The sequence below is a fragment of the Prauserella flavalba genome (assembly GCF_003202235.1).
GTDB lineage: Bacteria > Actinomycetota > Actinomycetes > Mycobacteriales > Pseudonocardiaceae > Prauserella_A > Prauserella_A flavalba.
This window is the reverse complement of record NZ_MASU01000008.1, coordinates 158,137-174,976: the sequence shown is the minus strand read 5'-3', so window position 1 is coordinate 174,976 and position 16,840 is coordinate 158,137. Positions and strand designations below refer to the sequence as shown.

At 72.5% G+C, this 16,840-nt stretch carries 15 protein-coding genes; 6 read left to right on the top strand and 9 right to left on the bottom strand.

Annotated elements, in window-relative coordinates; genetic code table 11:
• Nucleotides 1–100: 100 nt before the first annotated feature.
• The 5 genes from mptB to BA062_RS21175 all read left to right on the top strand — a co-directional run bounded on the left by mptB (nt 101) and on the right by BA062_RS21175 (nt 5,713).
• Entirely contained in the window at nt 101–1,672 is a 1,572-nt protein-coding gene (gene mptB, locus BA062_RS21195) for a polyprenol phosphomannose-dependent alpha 1,6 mannosyltransferase MptB (RefSeq protein ID WP_110339396.1), read from the top strand.
• Nucleotides 1,673–1,696: 24 nt separating this feature from the next.
• Nucleotides 1,697–2,620 (top strand): ABC transporter ATP-binding protein, encoded by a 924-nt coding sequence (locus tag BA062_RS21190; protein ID WP_110339394.1) that lies wholly within the window; start codon nt 1,697–1,699, stop codon nt 2,618–2,620.
• A gap of 68 nt (nt 2,621–2,688) precedes the next feature.
• Nucleotides 2,689–3,414, top strand: coding sequence for an ABC transporter permease (locus BA062_RS21185; protein ID WP_110339678.1), 726 nt, complete (start codon nt 2,689–2,691; stop codon nt 3,412–3,414).
• Between the two features lie 227 nt (nt 3,415–3,641).
• Nucleotides 3,642–4,616 (top strand): COX15/CtaA family protein, encoded by a 975-nt coding sequence (locus BA062_RS21180; protein WP_110339392.1) that lies wholly within the window; start codon nt 3,642–3,644, stop codon nt 4,614–4,616.
• Nucleotides 4,617–4,771: 155 nt separating this feature from the next.
• On the top strand, nt 4,772–5,713 hold the full coding sequence (locus BA062_RS21175; RefSeq protein WP_110339390.1) for an acyl-CoA desaturase: 942 nt from the start codon (nt 4,772–4,774) through the stop codon (nt 5,711–5,713).
• 64 nt (nt 5,714–5,777) lie between these two features.
• Here BA062_RS21175 and BA062_RS21170 read toward each other — a convergent pair whose 3' ends face one another.
• The 6 genes from BA062_RS21170 to BA062_RS21145 all read right to left on the bottom strand — a co-directional run bounded on the left by BA062_RS21170 (nt 5,778) and on the right by BA062_RS21145 (nt 11,288).
• A complete protein-coding gene (locus BA062_RS21170; RefSeq protein ID WP_110339388.1) occupies nt 5,778–6,737 on the bottom strand; it encodes a DUF6528 family protein in 960 nt (319 codons plus the stop codon).
• 65 nt (nt 6,738–6,802) lie between these two features.
• Complete coding sequence (locus tag BA062_RS21165) at nt 6,803–7,678, bottom strand: ATP-grasp domain-containing protein (RefSeq protein WP_110339386.1); 876 nt, start codon at nt 7,676–7,678, stop codon at nt 6,803–6,805.
• Nucleotides 7,675–7,995, bottom strand: a complete 321-nt coding sequence (locus BA062_RS21160) for a hypothetical protein (RefSeq protein ID WP_110339384.1) — start codon at nt 7,993–7,995, stop codon at nt 7,675–7,677. Before BA062_RS21160 ends, BA062_RS21165 begins: the two co-directional genes overlap by 4 nt.
• Nucleotides 7,988–9,538: a bifunctional phosphatase PAP2/O-acyltransferase family protein gene (locus tag BA062_RS39540; RefSeq protein ID WP_245959927.1), complete on the bottom strand. Its 1,551-nt coding sequence runs from the start codon at nt 9,536–9,538 to the stop codon at nt 7,988–7,990. The genes BA062_RS21160 and BA062_RS39540 overlap by 8 nt, the downstream gene beginning before the upstream one ends.
• 45 nt (nt 9,539–9,583) lie before the next feature.
• The gene (locus BA062_RS21150) at nt 9,584–10,264 is read right to left on the bottom strand and encodes a DUF3159 domain-containing protein (RefSeq protein ID WP_110339382.1); all 681 of its coding nucleotides are present in this window, start codon (nt 10,262–10,264) and stop codon (nt 9,584–9,586) included.
• Nucleotides 10,265–10,304: 40 nt separating this feature from the next.
• Complete coding sequence (locus BA062_RS21145) at nt 10,305–11,288, bottom strand: DMT family transporter (protein WP_110339380.1); 984 nt, start codon at nt 11,286–11,288, stop codon at nt 10,305–10,307.
• Nucleotides 11,289–11,454: 166 nt separating this feature from the next.
• On the opposite strand from BA062_RS21145, the gene BA062_RS21140 reads away from it, so the two are divergent.
• On the top strand, nt 11,455–12,426 hold the full coding sequence (locus BA062_RS21140) for a quinone oxidoreductase family protein (protein ID WP_110339378.1): 972 nt from the start codon (nt 11,455–11,457) through the stop codon (nt 12,424–12,426).
• Nucleotides 12,427–12,522: 96 nt separating this feature from the next.
• On the opposite strand, the gene BA062_RS21135 is transcribed toward BA062_RS21140, so the two are convergent.
• The 3 genes from BA062_RS21135 to BA062_RS21125 all read right to left on the bottom strand — a co-directional run bounded on the left by BA062_RS21135 (nt 12,523) and on the right by BA062_RS21125 (nt 16,562).
• Entirely contained in the window at nt 12,523–13,119 is a 597-nt protein-coding gene (locus tag BA062_RS21135) for an FKBP-type peptidyl-prolyl cis-trans isomerase (protein ID WP_110339376.1), read from the bottom strand.
• A 21-nt stretch (nt 13,120–13,140) separates the two neighbouring features.
• Nucleotides 13,141–15,489: an ATP-binding domain-containing protein gene (locus BA062_RS21130; RefSeq protein WP_110339374.1), complete on the bottom strand. Its 2,349-nt coding sequence runs from the start codon at nt 15,487–15,489 to the stop codon at nt 13,141–13,143.
• Nucleotides 15,490–15,581: 92 nt separating this feature from the next.
• Nucleotides 15,582–16,562 carry a heme o synthase gene (locus tag BA062_RS21125; RefSeq protein ID WP_110339372.1) on the bottom strand — a complete coding sequence of 327 codons (981 nt, stop codon included), beginning with the start codon at nt 16,560–16,562 and terminating at the stop codon, nt 15,582–15,584.
• Nucleotides 16,563–16,840 lie beyond the last annotated feature (278 nt).

Here is a 16,840-nt window from a genome sequence, read left to right as displayed (position 1 = left end):
CTCGCTCGTGGCTCTGGGCAAAGGCGGAACGCAGCAGCAGGCGGACGGCGACCTCGCGGTCGCGGGCGCCGCCGGCGCCGCGGCCCCCTCGCTCTCGCCGGTGCACCCCGGCGATCCGGAGCCGCTGAACGCCGAGGAGAACCGTGCACTGCGGGTCGTCAAGCGGCTCGGCATCGTCGGCGCGCTCTTCCTCGCTTTCGGCTCGCTCGGCGCGGGCGCGGCGCCGATCCTGAACCCGGTGCTGGACATCCCGGTGCTGCGTCTCTTCGCCCGCATCCCCACCGTGTCGCTGGCGATCGCCTTCACCGGCATGGGCATGATGGTCGCGGCCTGGCTGCTGCTCGGCCGCTTCGCGAGGCCGGGCAGGACGCGGCTCGCCAGCCCCGCGCAGGTGTACCGCACGCTCGCGATGTGGACCGTGCCGCTGCTGGTCATCCCGCCGCTGTTCTCGCGCGACGTCTACAGCTACCTCGCGCAGAGCGCGATCGTCGACCGCGGCATGGACCCCTACGAGCTCGGTCCCGCGCAGGCACTCGGCGTCGCCGACCCGCTCACCGCGGGCGTGTCGAACATGTGGCGCGAGACGCCGGCTCCGTACGGCCCGCTGTTCCTCGACATCGGCAGCTGGATCTCCGGTGCGGTCGGCACCCACGTCGCCGTCGGCGTGCTGCTCATGCGCGGGCTCGCGCTCGTGGGCCTCGGCCTGATCGTGTGGGCACTGCCCCGCCTCGCGCGGCGCTTCGGCGTGCAGCCGAGCACCGCGCTGTGGCTCGGCGCGGCCAACCCGCTCGTGCTGTTTCACCTGGTGGCGGGCGCGCACAACGAGGCGCTCGGCATCGGCCTCATGCTGGCAGGCCTCGAGCTCGGCATCCGCAGACTGCCCATCCGCGTCTCCGGCGACAGCCCGCCCCCGCTCGCGAAGGGCGAGCTGGCCTGCATCCTGCTCGGCGCCGTCGTGATCACCGGCGCCGCCATGATCAAGATCCACGCGATCGTCGCGCTCGGGTTCTTCGGGGTGATGATCGCGAGACGCTGGTACGGCAGGCTCACCGACCTGCTGTGGGCCGCCGCGCTAATGACCGCCGTGTGCGCCGCCGTGACCGCCGCGATCTGCTTCGGCACCGGGCTCGGCTTCGGCTGGGTCGGCGCGCTGGGCACGCCCGGCATGGTGTGGAACTGGATCTCGCCGGTGGCTGAGCTCGGGCAGCTCGGCGGGATCCTCGGCATCATGCTCGGTCTCGGCAACCACACCGCCGCCGTGATCGCGATCCTCGGCATCCTCGGCTACGTCGTGGCCGGTTCGATCACGGCCAAGTTCCTGTGGGACAGCTTCCGCTGGCGCTACCGCCCGATCATCGGCCTCGGCGTCTCGCTCGGCGCGTTCATGACCCTGCACGTGGCGATGCAGCCGTGGTGGCTGCTGTGGGCGGTCATCCCGCTCGCGGCCTCGGCGGGCACGTCGCGGTTCCGGGCCGCCGCCACGGCGGTGAGCGCCGTGCTGGCGATGGTGATCCCGCCGACCGGCAGCACGTTCGACGGGCGCTCGTACATCGTGTCGCAGGCGTACGTGGCGGGCGGCATCGTGCTCCTCGGCGCGCTGGTGATCGTGTGGCGCGCCGCCCCGCTGCTGTTCTCGCGGCGGATGGGCGAGACGCGGCCCGAGGCCGTCTGAGGTCACGCCGTACCCTTGACACCTGTGAGTGCAGCCGTCGAGATCACCGGGCTGGTGAAGCGCTTCGGAGCGGTCACGGCGGTCGACGGACTCGATCTGAAGATGCCGAGGGCCGGCCTGCTCGCCCTGCTGGGCCCCAACGGCGCGGGCAAGACCACCACGGTCGAGATCTGTGAGGGCTTCCTGCGGCCCGACGCGGGCACCGTGCGCGTGCTCGGGCTCGACCCCGCCCGCGACGGCGCCGCGCTGCGCCCCCGCATCGGCGTGATGCCGCAGGGCGGCGGCGCCTACCCGGGTGTGCGGGCCGAGGAGATGCTGCGGCTCGTCGCCGCGTGCGCGGCCACCCCCCTCGACCCGGCCTGGCTGCTCGACGTGCTCGGGCTCGCCTCCGCGCGGCGGACCCCGTTCAAGCGGCTCTCCGGCGGCCAGCAGCAGCGCCTCTCGCTCGCGTGCGCGCTGGTCGGCCGCCCCGAGCTGGTGTTCCTCGACGAGCCGACCGCCGGCATGGACCCGCAGGCGAGGCGGCTGGTGTGGGACCTGCTCGCCGCGCTGCGCGCCGACGGCGTGAGCGTGCTGCTCACCACGCATCTCATGGAGGAGGCGGAGACGCTCGCCGACGAGGTCGTGATCGTCGACGGCGGCCGCGTGATCGCGCAGGGCTCGCCGAGCGCGCTGACCGCCGAGCACGCCGAGGACGCCCAGTTGCGGTTCAAGGCGCGTCCCGGCCTCAACACCGACCTGCTCGGCGCCGCACTGCCGGAGGGCTACCTGGTGCGCGAGTCCTCCCCCGGCGCCTACCGCGTCGCCGGCCTGGTGAACCCGCAGGTCGTGTCCACGGTCACCGCGTGGTGCGCGCAGCAGGGCGTGCTCGCCGAGGAGCTGCACGTCGGCAAGCGCGACCTCGAGGAGGTCTTTCTCGAGCTGACCGGACGGGAGCTGCGGACGTGACGGCGACAGGCACCCGGTTCGAGCCCGGCACGTTCACCCCCGCCCCCGGCGCGGGCAGCCACCCGCGCATGCTGCTCACCCACGCGCGGATCGAGACGAGTCTCACGCTGCGCCACGGCGAGCAGATCCTGCTCACGCTGCTCATCCCGCTGGCACTGCTCGTGGGCCTGAGCCTGCTCGACTTCCTGCCCACCGGCGAGCTGGGTTCGCTGTCCCGGGTCGACTGGGTCACGCCGAGGATCCTCGCGCTGGCCGTGATGTCGTCGGCGTTCACCGGCCAGGCCATCGCGCTCGGCTTCGACCGCCGCTACGGCGTGCTCAAGCGCCTCTCCGCCACCGCGCTGCCGCGCTGGCTGCTCGTGGCCGGACGGCTCGTGGCCGCCTTGGTCGTGGTGCTCCTGCAGGTCGTGGCGCTCGGGATCGTCGCGGCGCTGCTCGGCTGGTCGCCCTCGGCCGAGGGCATCGGGGCGGCGGTGGTGCTGCTCGTGCTCGGCACGCTCGCCTTCGGCGCGCTCGGCGTGCTGCTCGGCGGGGCGCTGCGGGCGGAGGCCGTGCTGGCGCTGGCCAACATCGTGTGGTTCGTGCTGCTGCTCGCGGGCGGGATCCTGATGGCGCCGTCGTCGCTGCCCGGCGTGCTCGGTGAGCTGGTGGCCCTGCTGCCTTCGGGCGCGCTCGCGGAGGGCCTGCGCACGGCGCTCGTGGACGGCACGTTCGCCTGGGACGCCGTGGCCACGCTGGCCGTCTGGGCCGCCGCCGCCGGCGCCCTCGCCACCCGCACCACCAAGCTCACGTAACGGGCCAACCAGAAGCTCACATACCTGCCCCAAGGCCACCTTGGGTGCGTTGAACGCACCCAAGGTGGCCTTGGGGGCCGTCAGACGGAGGCGCTTCGCGCCGCTCTACTCCCCACCCGTCTCCCCCCACCACCCAAACGGAGGCGCTTCGCGCCGCTCTACTGGCCAGCCACTTCCCCTCCCCCACCCAAACGGAGGCGCTTCGCGCCGCTCTACTATCTAGTGTCGTGCAACTGAGTTCCCTCGTCGCCCGGCTGCCGTACCCCTCCAAGGCGGTGCAGCGGGCCCTCGCGATCGCCGCCATCGTCACCCAGGGCGGCATCGGGGTCACCGGGTCGGTCGTGCGGGTCACCGGGTCCGGCCTCGGGTGCCCGACGTGGCCCCAGTGCTTCGAGGGCAGCATGTTCCCCGTCTCCCACCCCGAGTATGAGACGCTCACGCAGTGGATCGAGTTCGGCAACCGCCTGCTCACCGGCGTGGTCGGCATCGTCGCCGCACTCTGCGTGCTCGCGGCCTGGCGGATCCAGCTCGACCACCCCGAGCGCAAGCGCCTCGTCAAGCTCGCCTGGACCATGCCCGGCGGCGTCGTCGCGCAGGCCGTCATCGGCGGCATGACCGTGCTCACGGGCCTGCTCTGGTGGACGGTCGCCATCCACTTCCTCGCCTCGACGGTCCTGGTGTGGCTCGCCACCCTGCTTCTGCACGCCTTCAACGAGGGCGACGAGCGGCCGCGCTGGCGCGTCGCCGAGAGCGGCAAGGCCCTGCTCGTGACGCTCGTCGCCGCGATGGCGGGCGTCCTCGTCGCCGGCACCACCGTCACGGGCGCCGGACCGCACGGCGGCGACCCCGACACCCCCCGGCTGCAGGCGCCCATCGAGACGCTCACGTTCGTCCACGGCAGCCTGCTCGCGGTGTACCTGATCGTGCTGGCCGTGCTCGGCCTGCAGTGGCTGCGCGCGGGCGCGCCGAAGCAGCTCTGGCGCCGCTACACGGTCGTCTGGGTGGTCGCACTCGCCCAGGGCGCGCTCGGCAGCGTCCAGTACGCGCTGGGCGTGCCGGAGGCACTCGTCTCGTTCCACGTCCTCGGCTCGGCCGCCGTCATCGTGACCACGGCGGCCCTGTGGTGCGCGGCCAGGGACCGCGGCCCCGTGACCAGCTTCTCCCCCGCCCCCGCCGAGGCCTCCCCCGCGGGCTCCCGCTAACGCGGGCGTCCTCGGCCCGTCACACGGTCGTCATCCCGACGGCGCGTGTGTGATGGTCCACGCCGTTACGCTCTAGCGTGACCGGGTATTTGTCCGAATGATCGAGTCCGCTCCCCACCAGAACCCTTTCATCCGATGCGAGGTCGCACCGAACCATGAGCACCGCAAGCGTGTCCGGAGCCAAATCCGAACCGAAGCCGATCATCGGCGACGAGCGAACGACCGGCCAGATGATCGTGCTGAAGGCATTCCTGCTGATTCCGTTCGTCGCTCTGGTCGCCGCGGTCCCCTTCGCGTGGGGCTGGGGACTGAGCTGGGTCGACCTGGTGCTGGCGGCCGTGTTCTACACGGTCGCGACGCTCGGCGTCACCGTCGGCTACCACCGCTACTTCACCCACGGCGCGTTCAAGACCAACCGTGCGCTGCGCGTGGCGCTCGCCATCGCGGGCAGCATGGCCGTGCAGGGCTCGGTGATCTTCTGGGTCGCCAGCCACCGCAGGCACCACGCGTTCGCCGACCGCGAGGGCGACCCGCACTCGCCGTGGCTGTTCGGCTCGTCGCCGATGGCGCTGGCCCGCGGCTTCTGGCACGCCCACATGGGCTGGATGTTCAAGCGTGAGGTCACCAACTACGAGCGCTTCGCGCCGGACCTGCTGGCCGACAACGACCTGCGCGTCGTCAACCGCTACTTCTGGCTGTGGATCACCCTGAGCCTCGCGCTGCCCGCCGTGCTCGGCGGCCTGCTCACCTGGTCGTGGTGGGGCGCCGTGACGGCGTTCTTCTGGGCCGGGCTCGTGCGCATCGCCTTCCTGCACCACGTGACCTGGTCGGTGAACTCGATCTGCCACATGTTCGGCGAGCGTCCCTTCATGAGCAGGGACAAGGCCGCGAACTTCTGGCCGCTCGCGATCCTGTCGATGGGCGAGTCGTGGCACAACTCCCACCACGCCGACCCGACGTGCGCCCGCCACGGCGTGCTGCGTGGCCAGATCGACGTGTCCGCGCGGCTGATCTGGATCTTCGAGAAGCTCGGCTGGGCCCACAACGTCCGCTGGCCCAAGCCGGAGCGCGTCGCGGCCAAGCGCGTCACCGCCTGAGCAACCGAGACGGCGAACGGCCCGGTCCCCGCACGGGGGGCCGGGCCGTTCGCACAGCGGGAGGTCAGTCGTTCCACCAGCGGGCCTTGTAGATCCAGGCGCCGTGCAGCGTGAGCTCGCCGTGCGGCAGGTCGAGGTCCACGGTGTCGCTGCACCACGTGCACAGGTGGCCCTCCTGCGGCGAGACCGTGAGCACCTGGCCCGTCTCCGGGTTGGTGGTCACGCTCTTGACGTGGTCCTCGCTGATCGCCCGTGCGCCCGGGTGGTGCTTCGAGAACCGGCCCGTGTGCTTGTCGAACCGCAGCACCTCGGATTCCGTGGTCACCCACAACTGCCCCGGCTCGCCCGGCACCGGCTGCAGGTCGTGCCCGCCCCTGCTGGGCAGCGGGTGGACGCGCTCGGGGGTCAGCACCGGCTCGGCGGGCGTGCCACCGACGCGCAGGGCCACCAGCTCGTGGGTGCCGAGCGCCCACAGCACCTTCGCCCGGTCGTCCCAGACGGCGCCGTGCCCGCCGACGAGCGGGTACTCGGCGTAGTGCGTGGACCTCGGCCCCTGCGAGGCGGTGTAGACGCGCAGCCAGCCGCCCGTGCTCGCGGCCACGGCGACGTTGCCGTCCGGCAGCAGCTCGATGCTGTGCGGGTTGCTCGGCGCGCCGACGTCGGCCGCCCAGTACGCCCCGGTGCCCTGCGGGTAGGGCACCACCGCGGCGAGCCCGCCGGACGCGGTCGTCATCAGGTACCGCTGCCCGTCGCGCTCGGTGAGCTTCGCCTCGTCGGGGTTGGTCCACGCCGAGACCAGGTCACCGAGCCCGTTGGCGGCGCTGGGCGCCCAGGACCACGTGAACTCCCTGGCGTTCCACGCGTCCTGGTCGGCGGGCAGCACCAGGATCCGCCGCGACGCCTGCTCGGTGATGACGATCGAGCCCGCGTCCCCGCCGCGCTCGGCGGCCGTCGCGGGCAGCGGTGCCGCCACGGTCAGGGCGGCGAGGAGCGGGACCAGCCATGCTTTCCGGAAACTTCGCATGATCGACAGCCAAGCGTGGCAGGCTGACCGTACGGTGACGTCCGGCTGAAGATCTTTCGCGAAGTTCAGCGGCGCAGGTCGCGGCGCACCGCGGACGCGAACCGCGCGGCCGCGCCCGGCCCCGCCTGACCGAAGCCGAGGCTCGGCTCGGCCAGCTCCACCTCCAGCACCGCGGGCGTGCCGTCCTCGGTGCGCACCAGGTCGATCCGCGCGTACAACAGCCCGGACCGGCCCGCGCCGAACCAGCCGCCCACGGCGTCGAGCACGTCCTCCGCCAGCGCCCGGTAGGCGGACTCCGGCCGGGTCACGCCGAGCTTCTCGGTCACGAACAGGCCGGACTCGTCCACCGCCGCGCCCGTCAGCATCGCGCCCTTGGTGAAGGCGTGCGAGTAGCCGCCGCCGAAGAACACGAGCGCCGTCTCACCCTCGGCGTCCACGGCGCGCTGGTACGGCTGCACGAGCACCGAGCGGCCCCCGGCGTGCAGCGAACGCAGGTGCGCCCGCGCCCGCTCCCGTTCCTCCGCCGCGAACCGTGCGGCGCCCCGCGAGCCCGCGCCGACCGAGGGCTTCACGACGAACTCGGTCTCGGGCCACTCCGGCTCCGCACCGGGCGCGACGAGCCGGGTCGGCACGATCGGGATCCCGGCGTTCTCCAGGTCGAGCAGGTAGGTCTTGTCGGTGTTCCACCGCACCACGTCGACGTCGTTGCGCAGCGAGGGCACCGACGCGCACCAGTCGAGGAACGCGTCCCGCCGCGCGGAGTAGTCCCAGGTGGCGCGCAGGATCACCAGATCGGCATCGGTGAAGTCCTCGGCGGGGTCGTCCCACACCGCCCACCGCGTACCGACCCCGACCTCCGCGAGCGCCCGCTGGGCGCCCGCCTCGTCGCCGTCGCCCTCGGGCAGGCCCGCGCAGCCGACGAGGATCGCCCGCGCCGTCACCGACGGAGGCGCGAAACCGCCATCCGGCGCCGGTGCGCCGGACCGATCACCGTGGCGTTGACCGTCTCGGCGTCCCACGCGGCGGGCTCGAGGTCCTCGACGGCCTCCACCAGCGCCTCGCCGGTCTCCGGGCTGGGCACCACCACGTCGCCGAGCGCGCCGTCCGCGCCGACGAGCACCACCCTGGCTCCCGCCCTGCCGATGCGCTCGACCACGGCCTTCGACGGCTTGCCGTGCTCCGCGACGAACGCGCGCGCGGCGGCCAGCTGGCGGCCCGTGGGGGCCTCGGTCTTCTCGGTGCTCTCCGTGTCAGCCACGCCGTGAGTCTAGGCGGAGCTCACCGAGCGCCGCGCGGATCTCGGCGCCGAAGCGGTCGATCTCACCGTCGGCCGCGACCACGCCGACGGTGGGCGCCGCGCCCCGGTCGAGCGCCACGGCCGACACGCCCTCGCCGGGCAGCGGCACCGGAACCACCGCCGTGACGGGCAGCTCGCCGAAACGCAGGTCACCCGCCGGGCCGGTCAGCACCGGCACGGGCCGCCCCAGCGCGCGGGACAGGGCCCGCGGGTCGCCCTCGCCGGGACACCACGCGGTGAACTCCAGGCCGCCGGGAGGAGGCGGCGCCGACGTGGACCGTCGTCCCTGCGCGCCCGGCACGGGCGTGCCGCCGAGCAGGTCGAACGTCAGCTCCAGCGCACCGGCCTCGCCGGCGAGCGCGGGATGCACGAGCATCACCAGGGCGGCGACGTCGTCGGCCACCCCGGTCACCACGGCGACGCGCCACAGCGGGCGGTCGCCGGGCAGCGGCTGGACGGCGAGGTCCGCGACGAGCCGGTACAGCGCGACGGTGCCCCCTGGCCGGGACACGTCGAACACGGGCACGTGCCACGCCCAGTCCGGCCGGGGATGTTCGAGCCAGCGCCGTCTCCTCCGGCCGGGGCGGGGCGGGCGCTGCCGCAGCCGGGGACGCCCGGCCAGCCGCGCCATCACCAGGGCCTTCACCTGCTCCGGCACGGGCGGCGACCCCCGCGAGGTGTCGAGCAGCACGAGCGCGCCGCACGACCCGTTCGCGGTGGCCAGCAGGCGGGCCTCGTCCGGGGTGAGGCGGTCCGCCCGCTTCCGGCCCGCGCCGGTGAGCGCGATGCCGAGCCACACCACCACGGCCCCGCCCACCGCGTCGAGCCAGTAGTGGTTGCCGGTGGCCACGATGACCACGAACGTCACCAGCACGTGCACGGCGCTGAGGACCTGCACGAACCACCCGCCCGCGATGCGCGCGAGCACCACCGACACCCACAGTGCCCAGCCGATGTGCAGCGACGGCATCGCCGCCAGCTGGTTGGCGTTGTCCACCATCGGCGAACCCCACGAGCCCCACGTGCGGCCGAGCCGGACGGTGTCGACGAACCCGGCGTCGGGCAGCATCCTCGGCGGCGCCACCGGGTAGAGCCAGAACACCCCGAGCGCGAGCAGGTTCATCCACAGGAACGAGTTGCGCACCCAGCGGTAGTGCTCGGGGCGCCGCGCGAACACCCACACGAGCAGGATCAGCGTGGTGACGATGTAGGTGTAGGCGTACTCGTAGTTCGCCACGACACGCAGCCAGCCCTGGTCGGCGAGCCACAGGTTGACGGGCAGCTCGAAGTCCAGGGACACCAGCCGCTCGAGCGCGAGGATGGCCTCGCCGTTGGCCTGCGCCCGCTCGACGTTGGCCGGCAGCGGCAGGAACTTGATGAGCAGGTAGACACCGAACAGGCCGAGGCCGAGGAGAAGCTCGGCCCACCAGCGGGCTCGCCGCAGCGAACCGGCGGCGCTACCGTCCGTCAGCCCCGTGCTGCTGGTCGAACCCGCAGTGAGCACAATCCCGTATATCACGCCCGACCAGGGGCGCGCGCGGGTCGAAGGTCACGCGACGGCGGGTTTCGCTCCGAGCCGCAGGGTGACTCCCGGTAGCCGCCGCAGCGCGCGCCAGCCGTGGCCGGCACAGATCGCGATGGTGAGCGCGGTCAGCAGGCCGCTGAGCACGCCGCGGGAGAACAGGCCGGCCTCGACGCTCCAGTGCAGGAACCCGACGGTCATGGCGGCGTCGATGAGCCGCGAACCGCCCCAGATGAGGGCGACGTTGACGAAGACGCGCCGCACGGCCTTGTGCGTGTACACCTCGGCGGGCAGCTGCACGAAATCCCGCGCGAGCCGTTCCGTGATGGGTTTGCCGAGCGCCGCGCTGCCCACGAAGAGCAGGAACATGAGCACCGAGCCGACCGCGGGCTGCAGCACATACACCACGGCGCTCGATGTGACCAGGGCGAAGGCGGCCTTGCCTGCGAGCATCCCGGCGCAGAGCAGCAGCGTGCGCGGCATCTCCTTGCCGAGCGCGCGCCGGGTGCCGAGCACGAAGGCGCACCAGCCGAGCACCGCGCACAGGCCGGCCACCAGTCCGACGTAGTGCAGCAGCAACATCAGCAACACGGTGGGGATGACCGCGGTCTCGAGCGCGATGACGAGTGCTCTGCCGACGGTGCTGCGCAAATGCGGGATCTCGATGACCAGATGATGTCGCTCCGGGTGCGACGATCGATGGTGCACGGGTTACGCCTCCAGGGGTGGTCCTGGCTCACTCCGGTGCTCACTCCTGCGGGCAGGTGTCGGAACCGTGATCGGGTGCCCGCGTGGCTACCGTTCTTGAGACCTTACCCCGCTCGGGGTAAATCCCGCGTGTCGTCGTGCGCGAGGTCTCCTCCCGTACGTTCGGCGAGTGGGCGAGTCCGATCACCCCGATGATCAGCAAGAACGCCGCTCCGGCCGCCGCGGCGAGGGCTTCCGGGGCGGTGGAGAGGTGCGCGTCGAAGGCCAGCAGGCCCAGCGCGTAGCTCGCGCCCGGGTTGACGATGGACATGACCGCGATCGCCGCGGACAGCGACCCCGAGCCGTAGGCCTGCTGCCCGAGCAGCAGCCCGCACAGGGTCGAGGCGGCCAGCACATAGCCCGGCCAGTCCGTGGCGGTGGCGAGCACGCCTTCGCCGAGGAGGCTGTCGGCGGTCAGCTTCATCATCGCGGCGCTGATCGCGTAGCAGATCCCGGCCGACGCGGCGATCAGCGCACCGTAGAGCAGGGGCCCGCCCCGCTGGGCGAGCTGCACCAGCGTCACGACGGTGGCCGCGGCGATGAGCACGGCGAGCAGCAGGCGCTCCCGGTCGGGCGTGCCCGCCAGTGGCGCGGCGCCCTCGGCCGTCAGGAAGAGCGCGACGCCGCCACTGACGGCGAGCGCGGCCAGCCAGTCTCGCAGCGGGGGCCACCGGCGGATCGCCGCCGACGCCATCGGCAGCGCGAACAGCAGCTGGGTCACCAGCAGCGGCTGAACGAGAGCGAGGGAGCCGAGGTGAAGTGCGGCGGCCTGACAGAGGAAGCCGAGAAGGTTGGTGAGCCAGCCGATGAGCCAGACCCGCTGCCGCAGCAACCTGCGCACGAGCCACACGACGGGGACCTGGTGCCTGCTGGCACGGTGTTCGGTGTCGCTGTCCGCGGCCCGCAGGACCGCGCGGCGTTGCAGCGCGGCCGACGCGGCGAAGAAGAACGCCGCGGCGAAACCGAGGAAGACAGGCACTAACACATCAGTTACCAGCGCTCCGCGCCGGGAAAGGATTCCGGCTGTATCGGTGAAATGCCCCCACGTGGTGGTTCCCGCAGAGTACACCGGACCCCGTGCAGGCCGGCTACCAGGCGTGAAAGAGTTCTTCAACGGCGAACACGATCGCGCTCGAGAAACGGAGACTGGCATGCCCACGGCGATTCGAATCCAGCAGATCGGCGGTCCAGAGGTGCTGGAGGTCGCCGAAGTCGAGATCGGCCCGCCCGGGCCGGGGGAGGTCGTCGTCGATGTGGCCGCCGCGGGGGTGAACTACATCGACACCTACCAGCGCAGCGGGATCTACCCGATGACGCTGCCGTACACGCCGGGGCTGGAGGGCGCGGGCACCGTGTCGGCGGTGGGCGCCGAGGTCACCGAGGTGTCGGTGGGTGACCGCGTCGCCTGGCAGGGGCATCCCGGCGGGTACGCCCAGCAGGCGGTGGTGCCCGCGCAGATCGCCGTCCGGGTTCCGGACGGCGTGTCCGACGAGACGGCCGCGGCCACGATGCTGCAGGGGATCACGGCGCACTACCTGCTGAACTCGACCCATGCGGTGGCCGAGGGCGAGACGGTGCTGATCCACGCCGCCGCGGGCGGGGTGGGGCTGCTGCTGGTCCAGCTCGCGAAGGCGAAGGGCGCGCGGGTGATCGGCACGGTCTCCACGGAGGAGAAGGAGCGGCTCGCGCGGGAGGCCGGCGCCGACGAGGTGATCCGCTACACGGAGGAGGACTTCGCCGAGGCGGCGAGGCGGCTGACCGGAGGCGAGGGGGTGGACGTGGTCTACGACGGCGTCGGCGCGTCGACTTACGAGGGCAGTCTCAAGAGCCTGCGCAGGCGCGGCCTGCTGGCCCTGTTCGGTGCCGCGAGCGGACCGGTGCCGCCGATCGACCCGCAGCGGCTCAACGCGGGCGGCTCGCTGTTCCTGACCCGGCCGAAGACCGACGACCACGTGGTCACCCGCGAGGAGCTGGAGTGGCGCACCCGCGAGCTGTTCGAGGCCGTCGCGGAGGGCTCGCTCGGCATCCGCGTCGGGGCGAGGTACCCGCTGGCGCAGGCCCGCGAGGCCCACGAAGACCTCCAGGGCCGCCGCACCACGGGCAAGGTACTCCTGCTCCCCTAGCGCCCCCGCCTGCAGTGAAGGCCACCATCACTGCGTTGAACGCAGTGATGGTGGCCTTCACTGCAGGGACGCTCCCTGAGGACGTCGGGCGGGGGCTCAGCTGCCGGTGGTCACCCGGACGGCCTCGGCGACCACCACGAGGGTCTCGCCGGCGAGCGGGTTGCCGCTCTGCTCCGCGTAGCCGAGGTCCGGGGGCAGCACGAACAGCCTGCTGCCGCCCTGCATGATGCCGGTGAGGCCCTCGGTGAGGCCCTCGATCTCCTGCGGCTCGCCCAGCTGGACCGACACGGGCTGCTCCTGGGCGAACGTGTTCTGCCCGACCTGCCCGTTCGACCAGCCGACGACCTGCAGGTTCACCTCGACGGTGTCGCCGGGCTCGGCGCCGGCCCCGGAGCCCTCCTCCAGGTCGCGGCTGAGCACGGTCGTCGGCGCCGCGCAGTCCCTCGGGACCTGCACGCGCGGCTGCTCACCGGCGGTGTCCACGGTGATGTCGGCGGCCGTGCACTCGAGGGCGTGGCCGTCGGCGGCGTGCTGCTCGGACGCGGACGCCGATGCGGACACGGACACCGGGGCGGGGGTGTGCGTCGGCTGCTCGCCCGGCTGCAGGTCAGTCGGCTCCTCACGAGACGGCGAGCACGCCGCGAGTGCCGTGGCGACGGCAGCCACGATCATGATCTTGCCAGCATTGCGCATGTGGACACCCTAGCTGGGCGTCTACCGGGCGCTTTGCGCGCCTGACAGTGCGGGGATCCGTGGTCCGGTGTGGACGATTCCGAGGCGTTTCGTGGCGCGTGTCAGGGCCACGTAGAGATCGTTGAGCCCGCGCCGGGACTCCGCGACCACCTCGTCGGGCGCCACCACCACGACGGCGTCGAACTCCAGGCCCTTGGCCCGGTCGACCGTGAGCACCGACACCCTCGGGTTGTCGTCCTCGGCCGTGGTGCCCCCGGCGCCGGCCAGCTCCGCCGACAAGGGTCCCTCCAGGTCGGCGGGCACCAGCACGGCCACGGTGCCACCCTCCACCTCGGCCAGCTCGTGGTCCACTATGGACCGCGCCTCCCCCGCGACGGCGTCGCGGGCCACCTCCCGCTGCCAGGGCTCCGTCCCGGTCTCCCGCACCGACGTCGGCGCGCGCAGCTCCGGGGCGATCTCGGCGAGCACGCCCGCGGCGAGGTTCATGATCTCGGCCGGTGTGCGGTAGTTCACGGTCAGCTCCCGCAGGCGCCACCGGTCGGCGACGTACGGCGTGAGCACGTCCGCCCACGACGACGTGCCCGCGGGCGAGCCGGTCTGGGACACGTCGCCCACGATCGTCATCGACCGGCTCGGGCACCGGCGCATGAGGATGCGCCAGTCCATCGCGGAGAGCTCCTGCGCCTCGTCCACGATCACGTGCCCGAACGTCCACGTCCGGTCCTGGGCTGCGCGCTGCGCGGCGGTCAGCACGCTCGCGGCGTCCTGCCGCTCGGCGAGCAACTCGGCGTCGAGCACGTCGGACACGCGGATGCGCTCCTCGTCGAAGATCTCCTCGTCCTGCTCGAGGATGTCGAGCACACCCTCGGCGTAGGCCTTCTCCTCGCGCTCGCGCCTGGCCCTCCGGGCGCGGGCCTCCGTATCGTCCTCGCCGAGCTGCTCGGCGAGCTCGTCGAGCAGCGGGACGTCGGCGGGGGTCCACAGCGAGCCGGGCAGGCGCAGCAGCACGTCGCGCTCGTCGTCGGTGAGGTGCCCGCTCGCGGCGGAGTCGAGCCGGTCGGGCGAGGTCAGCAGGTCGGCCAGCAGCTCCTGCGGCGTGAGCTTCGGCCACAGCCCGTGCAGTGCGGCCAGCACGGCCGGGTCCTCGGCCAGCTCCTGGCGGATGGTGGCGAGGTCGCGGGCGTCCAGCAGCTCGCCGTCGTCGGTCTCGTCCTCGGCGAGCGGGATGTCGGGCACGTTGTCGAGCACCACGGACTCCAGCCGCTGCGCCGACTGCGCGGCCAGCGCGTCGAGCAGCTCGTCGACGAAGCCGCGGCGCGCGACGTTGTGCGGCTTGAGGGTGCTCCTCGCCCGCTCCCTCGCCCGCGCGCACGTGGCCCTGTCGAGGGTGAATGTCTCGCCCTCGACCTCGATCTCCAGCACGTCCTCCGGCACGGTCTGCCGGTCGCGGACAGCCTGCGTGAGGACGTCGACCATCGTGAGCCTGCCCTTGACCTCGGCCGCCTCGGGCGAGTCGGTGCCCGTGGCCGCGAGGCCGGGGAACAGCTCGCCGACGGTCGAGAGCAGCACGCCCGTCTCGCCCAGTGACGGCAGCACCTGGCCGATGTAGCGCAGGAACGTGCTGTTCGGGCCCACGACGAGCACGCCGCGCGTGTCGAGCTGCCGCCGGTAGGTGTAGAGGAGGTACGCGGCGCGGTGCAGCGCGACGGCGGTCTTGCCGGTGCCGGGGCCGCCCTGCACGACCATGACGCCGCCCAGGTCGGCGCGGATGATGCGGTCCTGCTCGGCCTGGATGGTGGCGACGATGTCGGACATCGCGCCCGTGCGCCGCTTCTCCAGCGCCGCCAGCAGCGCGGCCTCCCCCGCGAGCCCCAGGTGGTCGCTGCTCTCGGCCGAGCCGAGGTCGAGGATCTCGTCGTCGACGCCCACGACGCGCCTGGTCAGCGTGCGGATGTGCCGCCTGCGCCGCACGCCGTCGGGCGAGGCGGCCGTCGCCAGGTAGAACGGGCGCGAGACGGGCGCGCGCCAGTCGATCAGCAGGGGCTGGTAGTCGTCGTCCTCGTCGAACAGCCCGAGCCTGCCGATGTAGATGGGCGAGTCGCCGTCGTGGCCCTCGGCGAAGTCGAGCCTGCCGAAGCACAGGCCCTGCTCCACGGAGCTCAGCTGGGCCAGCCGGTCGCTGTGCGTCGCCGTCGCCGCCTCCCGCTCGGCCTGCGCCTGCGGGCCGCTGCCGGCCGAGCGCAGCGCCTCGGTCAGCCTGCGGGACGCCAGGTCCCGCTCGGTGTCGAGCTTGGCGTAGAGCAGCGAGAGGTACTCCTGCTCAGCGGCGATGTCGGCGGACTTGCCGTCGTCGGACGGGGACACGGACAAGGGCAGCCTGCTTTCGAACGAGGGGAATCGGTGGCCGAGTCATAACGAACACCGGCTCGCGAGAATTCCCGCCCCGCCGAGCGTGGCAGGACTCAGAACGGCAGGCCCAGCACCGGCAGCCCGATCGCGGAGTCGACGGCCAGCGCGCAGAACACGATCATCAGGTACGTGTTGGACCGGTGGAACAGGGCCATCGGCTTGGTCTCCACCCCGCGCCGCACGGAGGAGTACAGGCGGTGGGCGTAGAACAGGAACCACGCGCCCGCCAGCGCCGCGAACGACGCGTAGAGCCAGCTCGTCGCGGGGGCCAGCAGCAGTGTCCAGCCGACCATCACCCACGAGTAGATGACGATCTGCTTGGCGACGTGCTGCGGCGTGGCCACCACGGGCAGCATCGGCACACCGGCCCGCTCGTAGTCCTCGCGGTACTTCATCGCGAGCGCCCACGTGTGCGGCGGCGTCCAGAAGAAGATCACGCCGAACATCACGAACGCGGGCCACTGGACGGTGCCCTCCACCGCGGCCCAGCCGATGACCACCGGCATGCAGCCCGCGGCGCCGCCCCACACGACGTTCTGCGGCGTGCGCCGCTTGAGCACGAGCGTGTAGACGAAGATGTAGAAGAGGATCGTGGCGATCGCGAGCAGCGCCGCCAGCAGGTTCACGGTGAGATACAGGACCGCGAACGAGGCCGCGCCGAGCGCGAGCCCGAAGATCAGCGCGCCGCGCCTCGGGACCGAGTCACGCACCAGCGGGCGCCGCTTGGTCCGGTTCATCACCTTGTCGATGTCGGCGTCGATCACGCAGTTGAGCGCGTTGGCGCTGCCCGCCGCCATCGTGCCGCCGACGAGCGTGGCCAGCACCAGCCACGGCGACGGGATCTCGCGTCCCGCGAGGAACATCGCGGGGATCGTGGTCACGAGCAGCAGCTCGATGACCCTCGGCTTGGCGAGCGCGGCGTACGCGCCGGCCACCTGGCGGAAACCTCGCCGGCCACCGGCTGGGGACTCACCGGTGGGATGCACGGCGCTGGTGTTGTCACTGCGACCGTGCGCAGCGTGCACCAACGACATTTCGCTCCCTGCGTCAGATCGGGTCGGCAGCGATACCACGGTTGGCGGCCGCTGCCTTGACAGATCGTAGTAGAAGGCGTTTCGGGGTCCCGTGGCGGCATCGCGCGGAAGAGACGTGCGTCGCACGTGGGGCCGCCCGTTGGTGCTCCCGCGGGCTCACGGGGTACCTACTAGGCTGGCCCTCGTCGATCGCGGATCCCGGGTCACCTCGCAAGAGTGCAGGGTAACGGGCTCCGGATCGATTAAGGTGGGTGGCGGCCGGGCGCCACCGGGTAACC

What these genes read in the sequence shown, in the direction of transcription:
- BA062_RS21135 (WP_110339376.1), bottom strand. Translation starts at nt 13,119, where the DNA reads ATGCGCAATGCTGGCAAGATCATGATCGTGGCTGCCGTCGCCACGGCA.
- BA062_RS21170 (WP_110339388.1), bottom strand. Translation starts at nt 6,737, where the DNA reads ATGCGAAGTTTCCGGAAAGCATGGCTGGTCCCGCTCCTCGCCGCCCTG.
- BA062_RS21175 (WP_110339390.1), top strand. Translation starts at nt 4,772, where the DNA reads ATGAGCACCGCAAGCGTGTCCGGAGCCAAATCCGAACCGAAGCCGATC.
- BA062_RS21140 (WP_110339378.1), top strand. Translation starts at nt 11,455, where the DNA reads ATGCCCACGGCGATTCGAATCCAGCAGATCGGCGGTCCAGAGGTGCTG.
- BA062_RS21185 (WP_110339678.1), top strand. Translation starts at nt 2,689, where the DNA reads ATGCTGCTCACCCACGCGCGGATCGAGACGAGTCTCACGCTGCGCCAC.
- BA062_RS21125 (WP_110339372.1), bottom strand. Translation starts at nt 16,562, where the DNA reads ATGTCGTTGGTGCACGCTGCGCACGGTCGCAGTGACAACACCAGCGCC.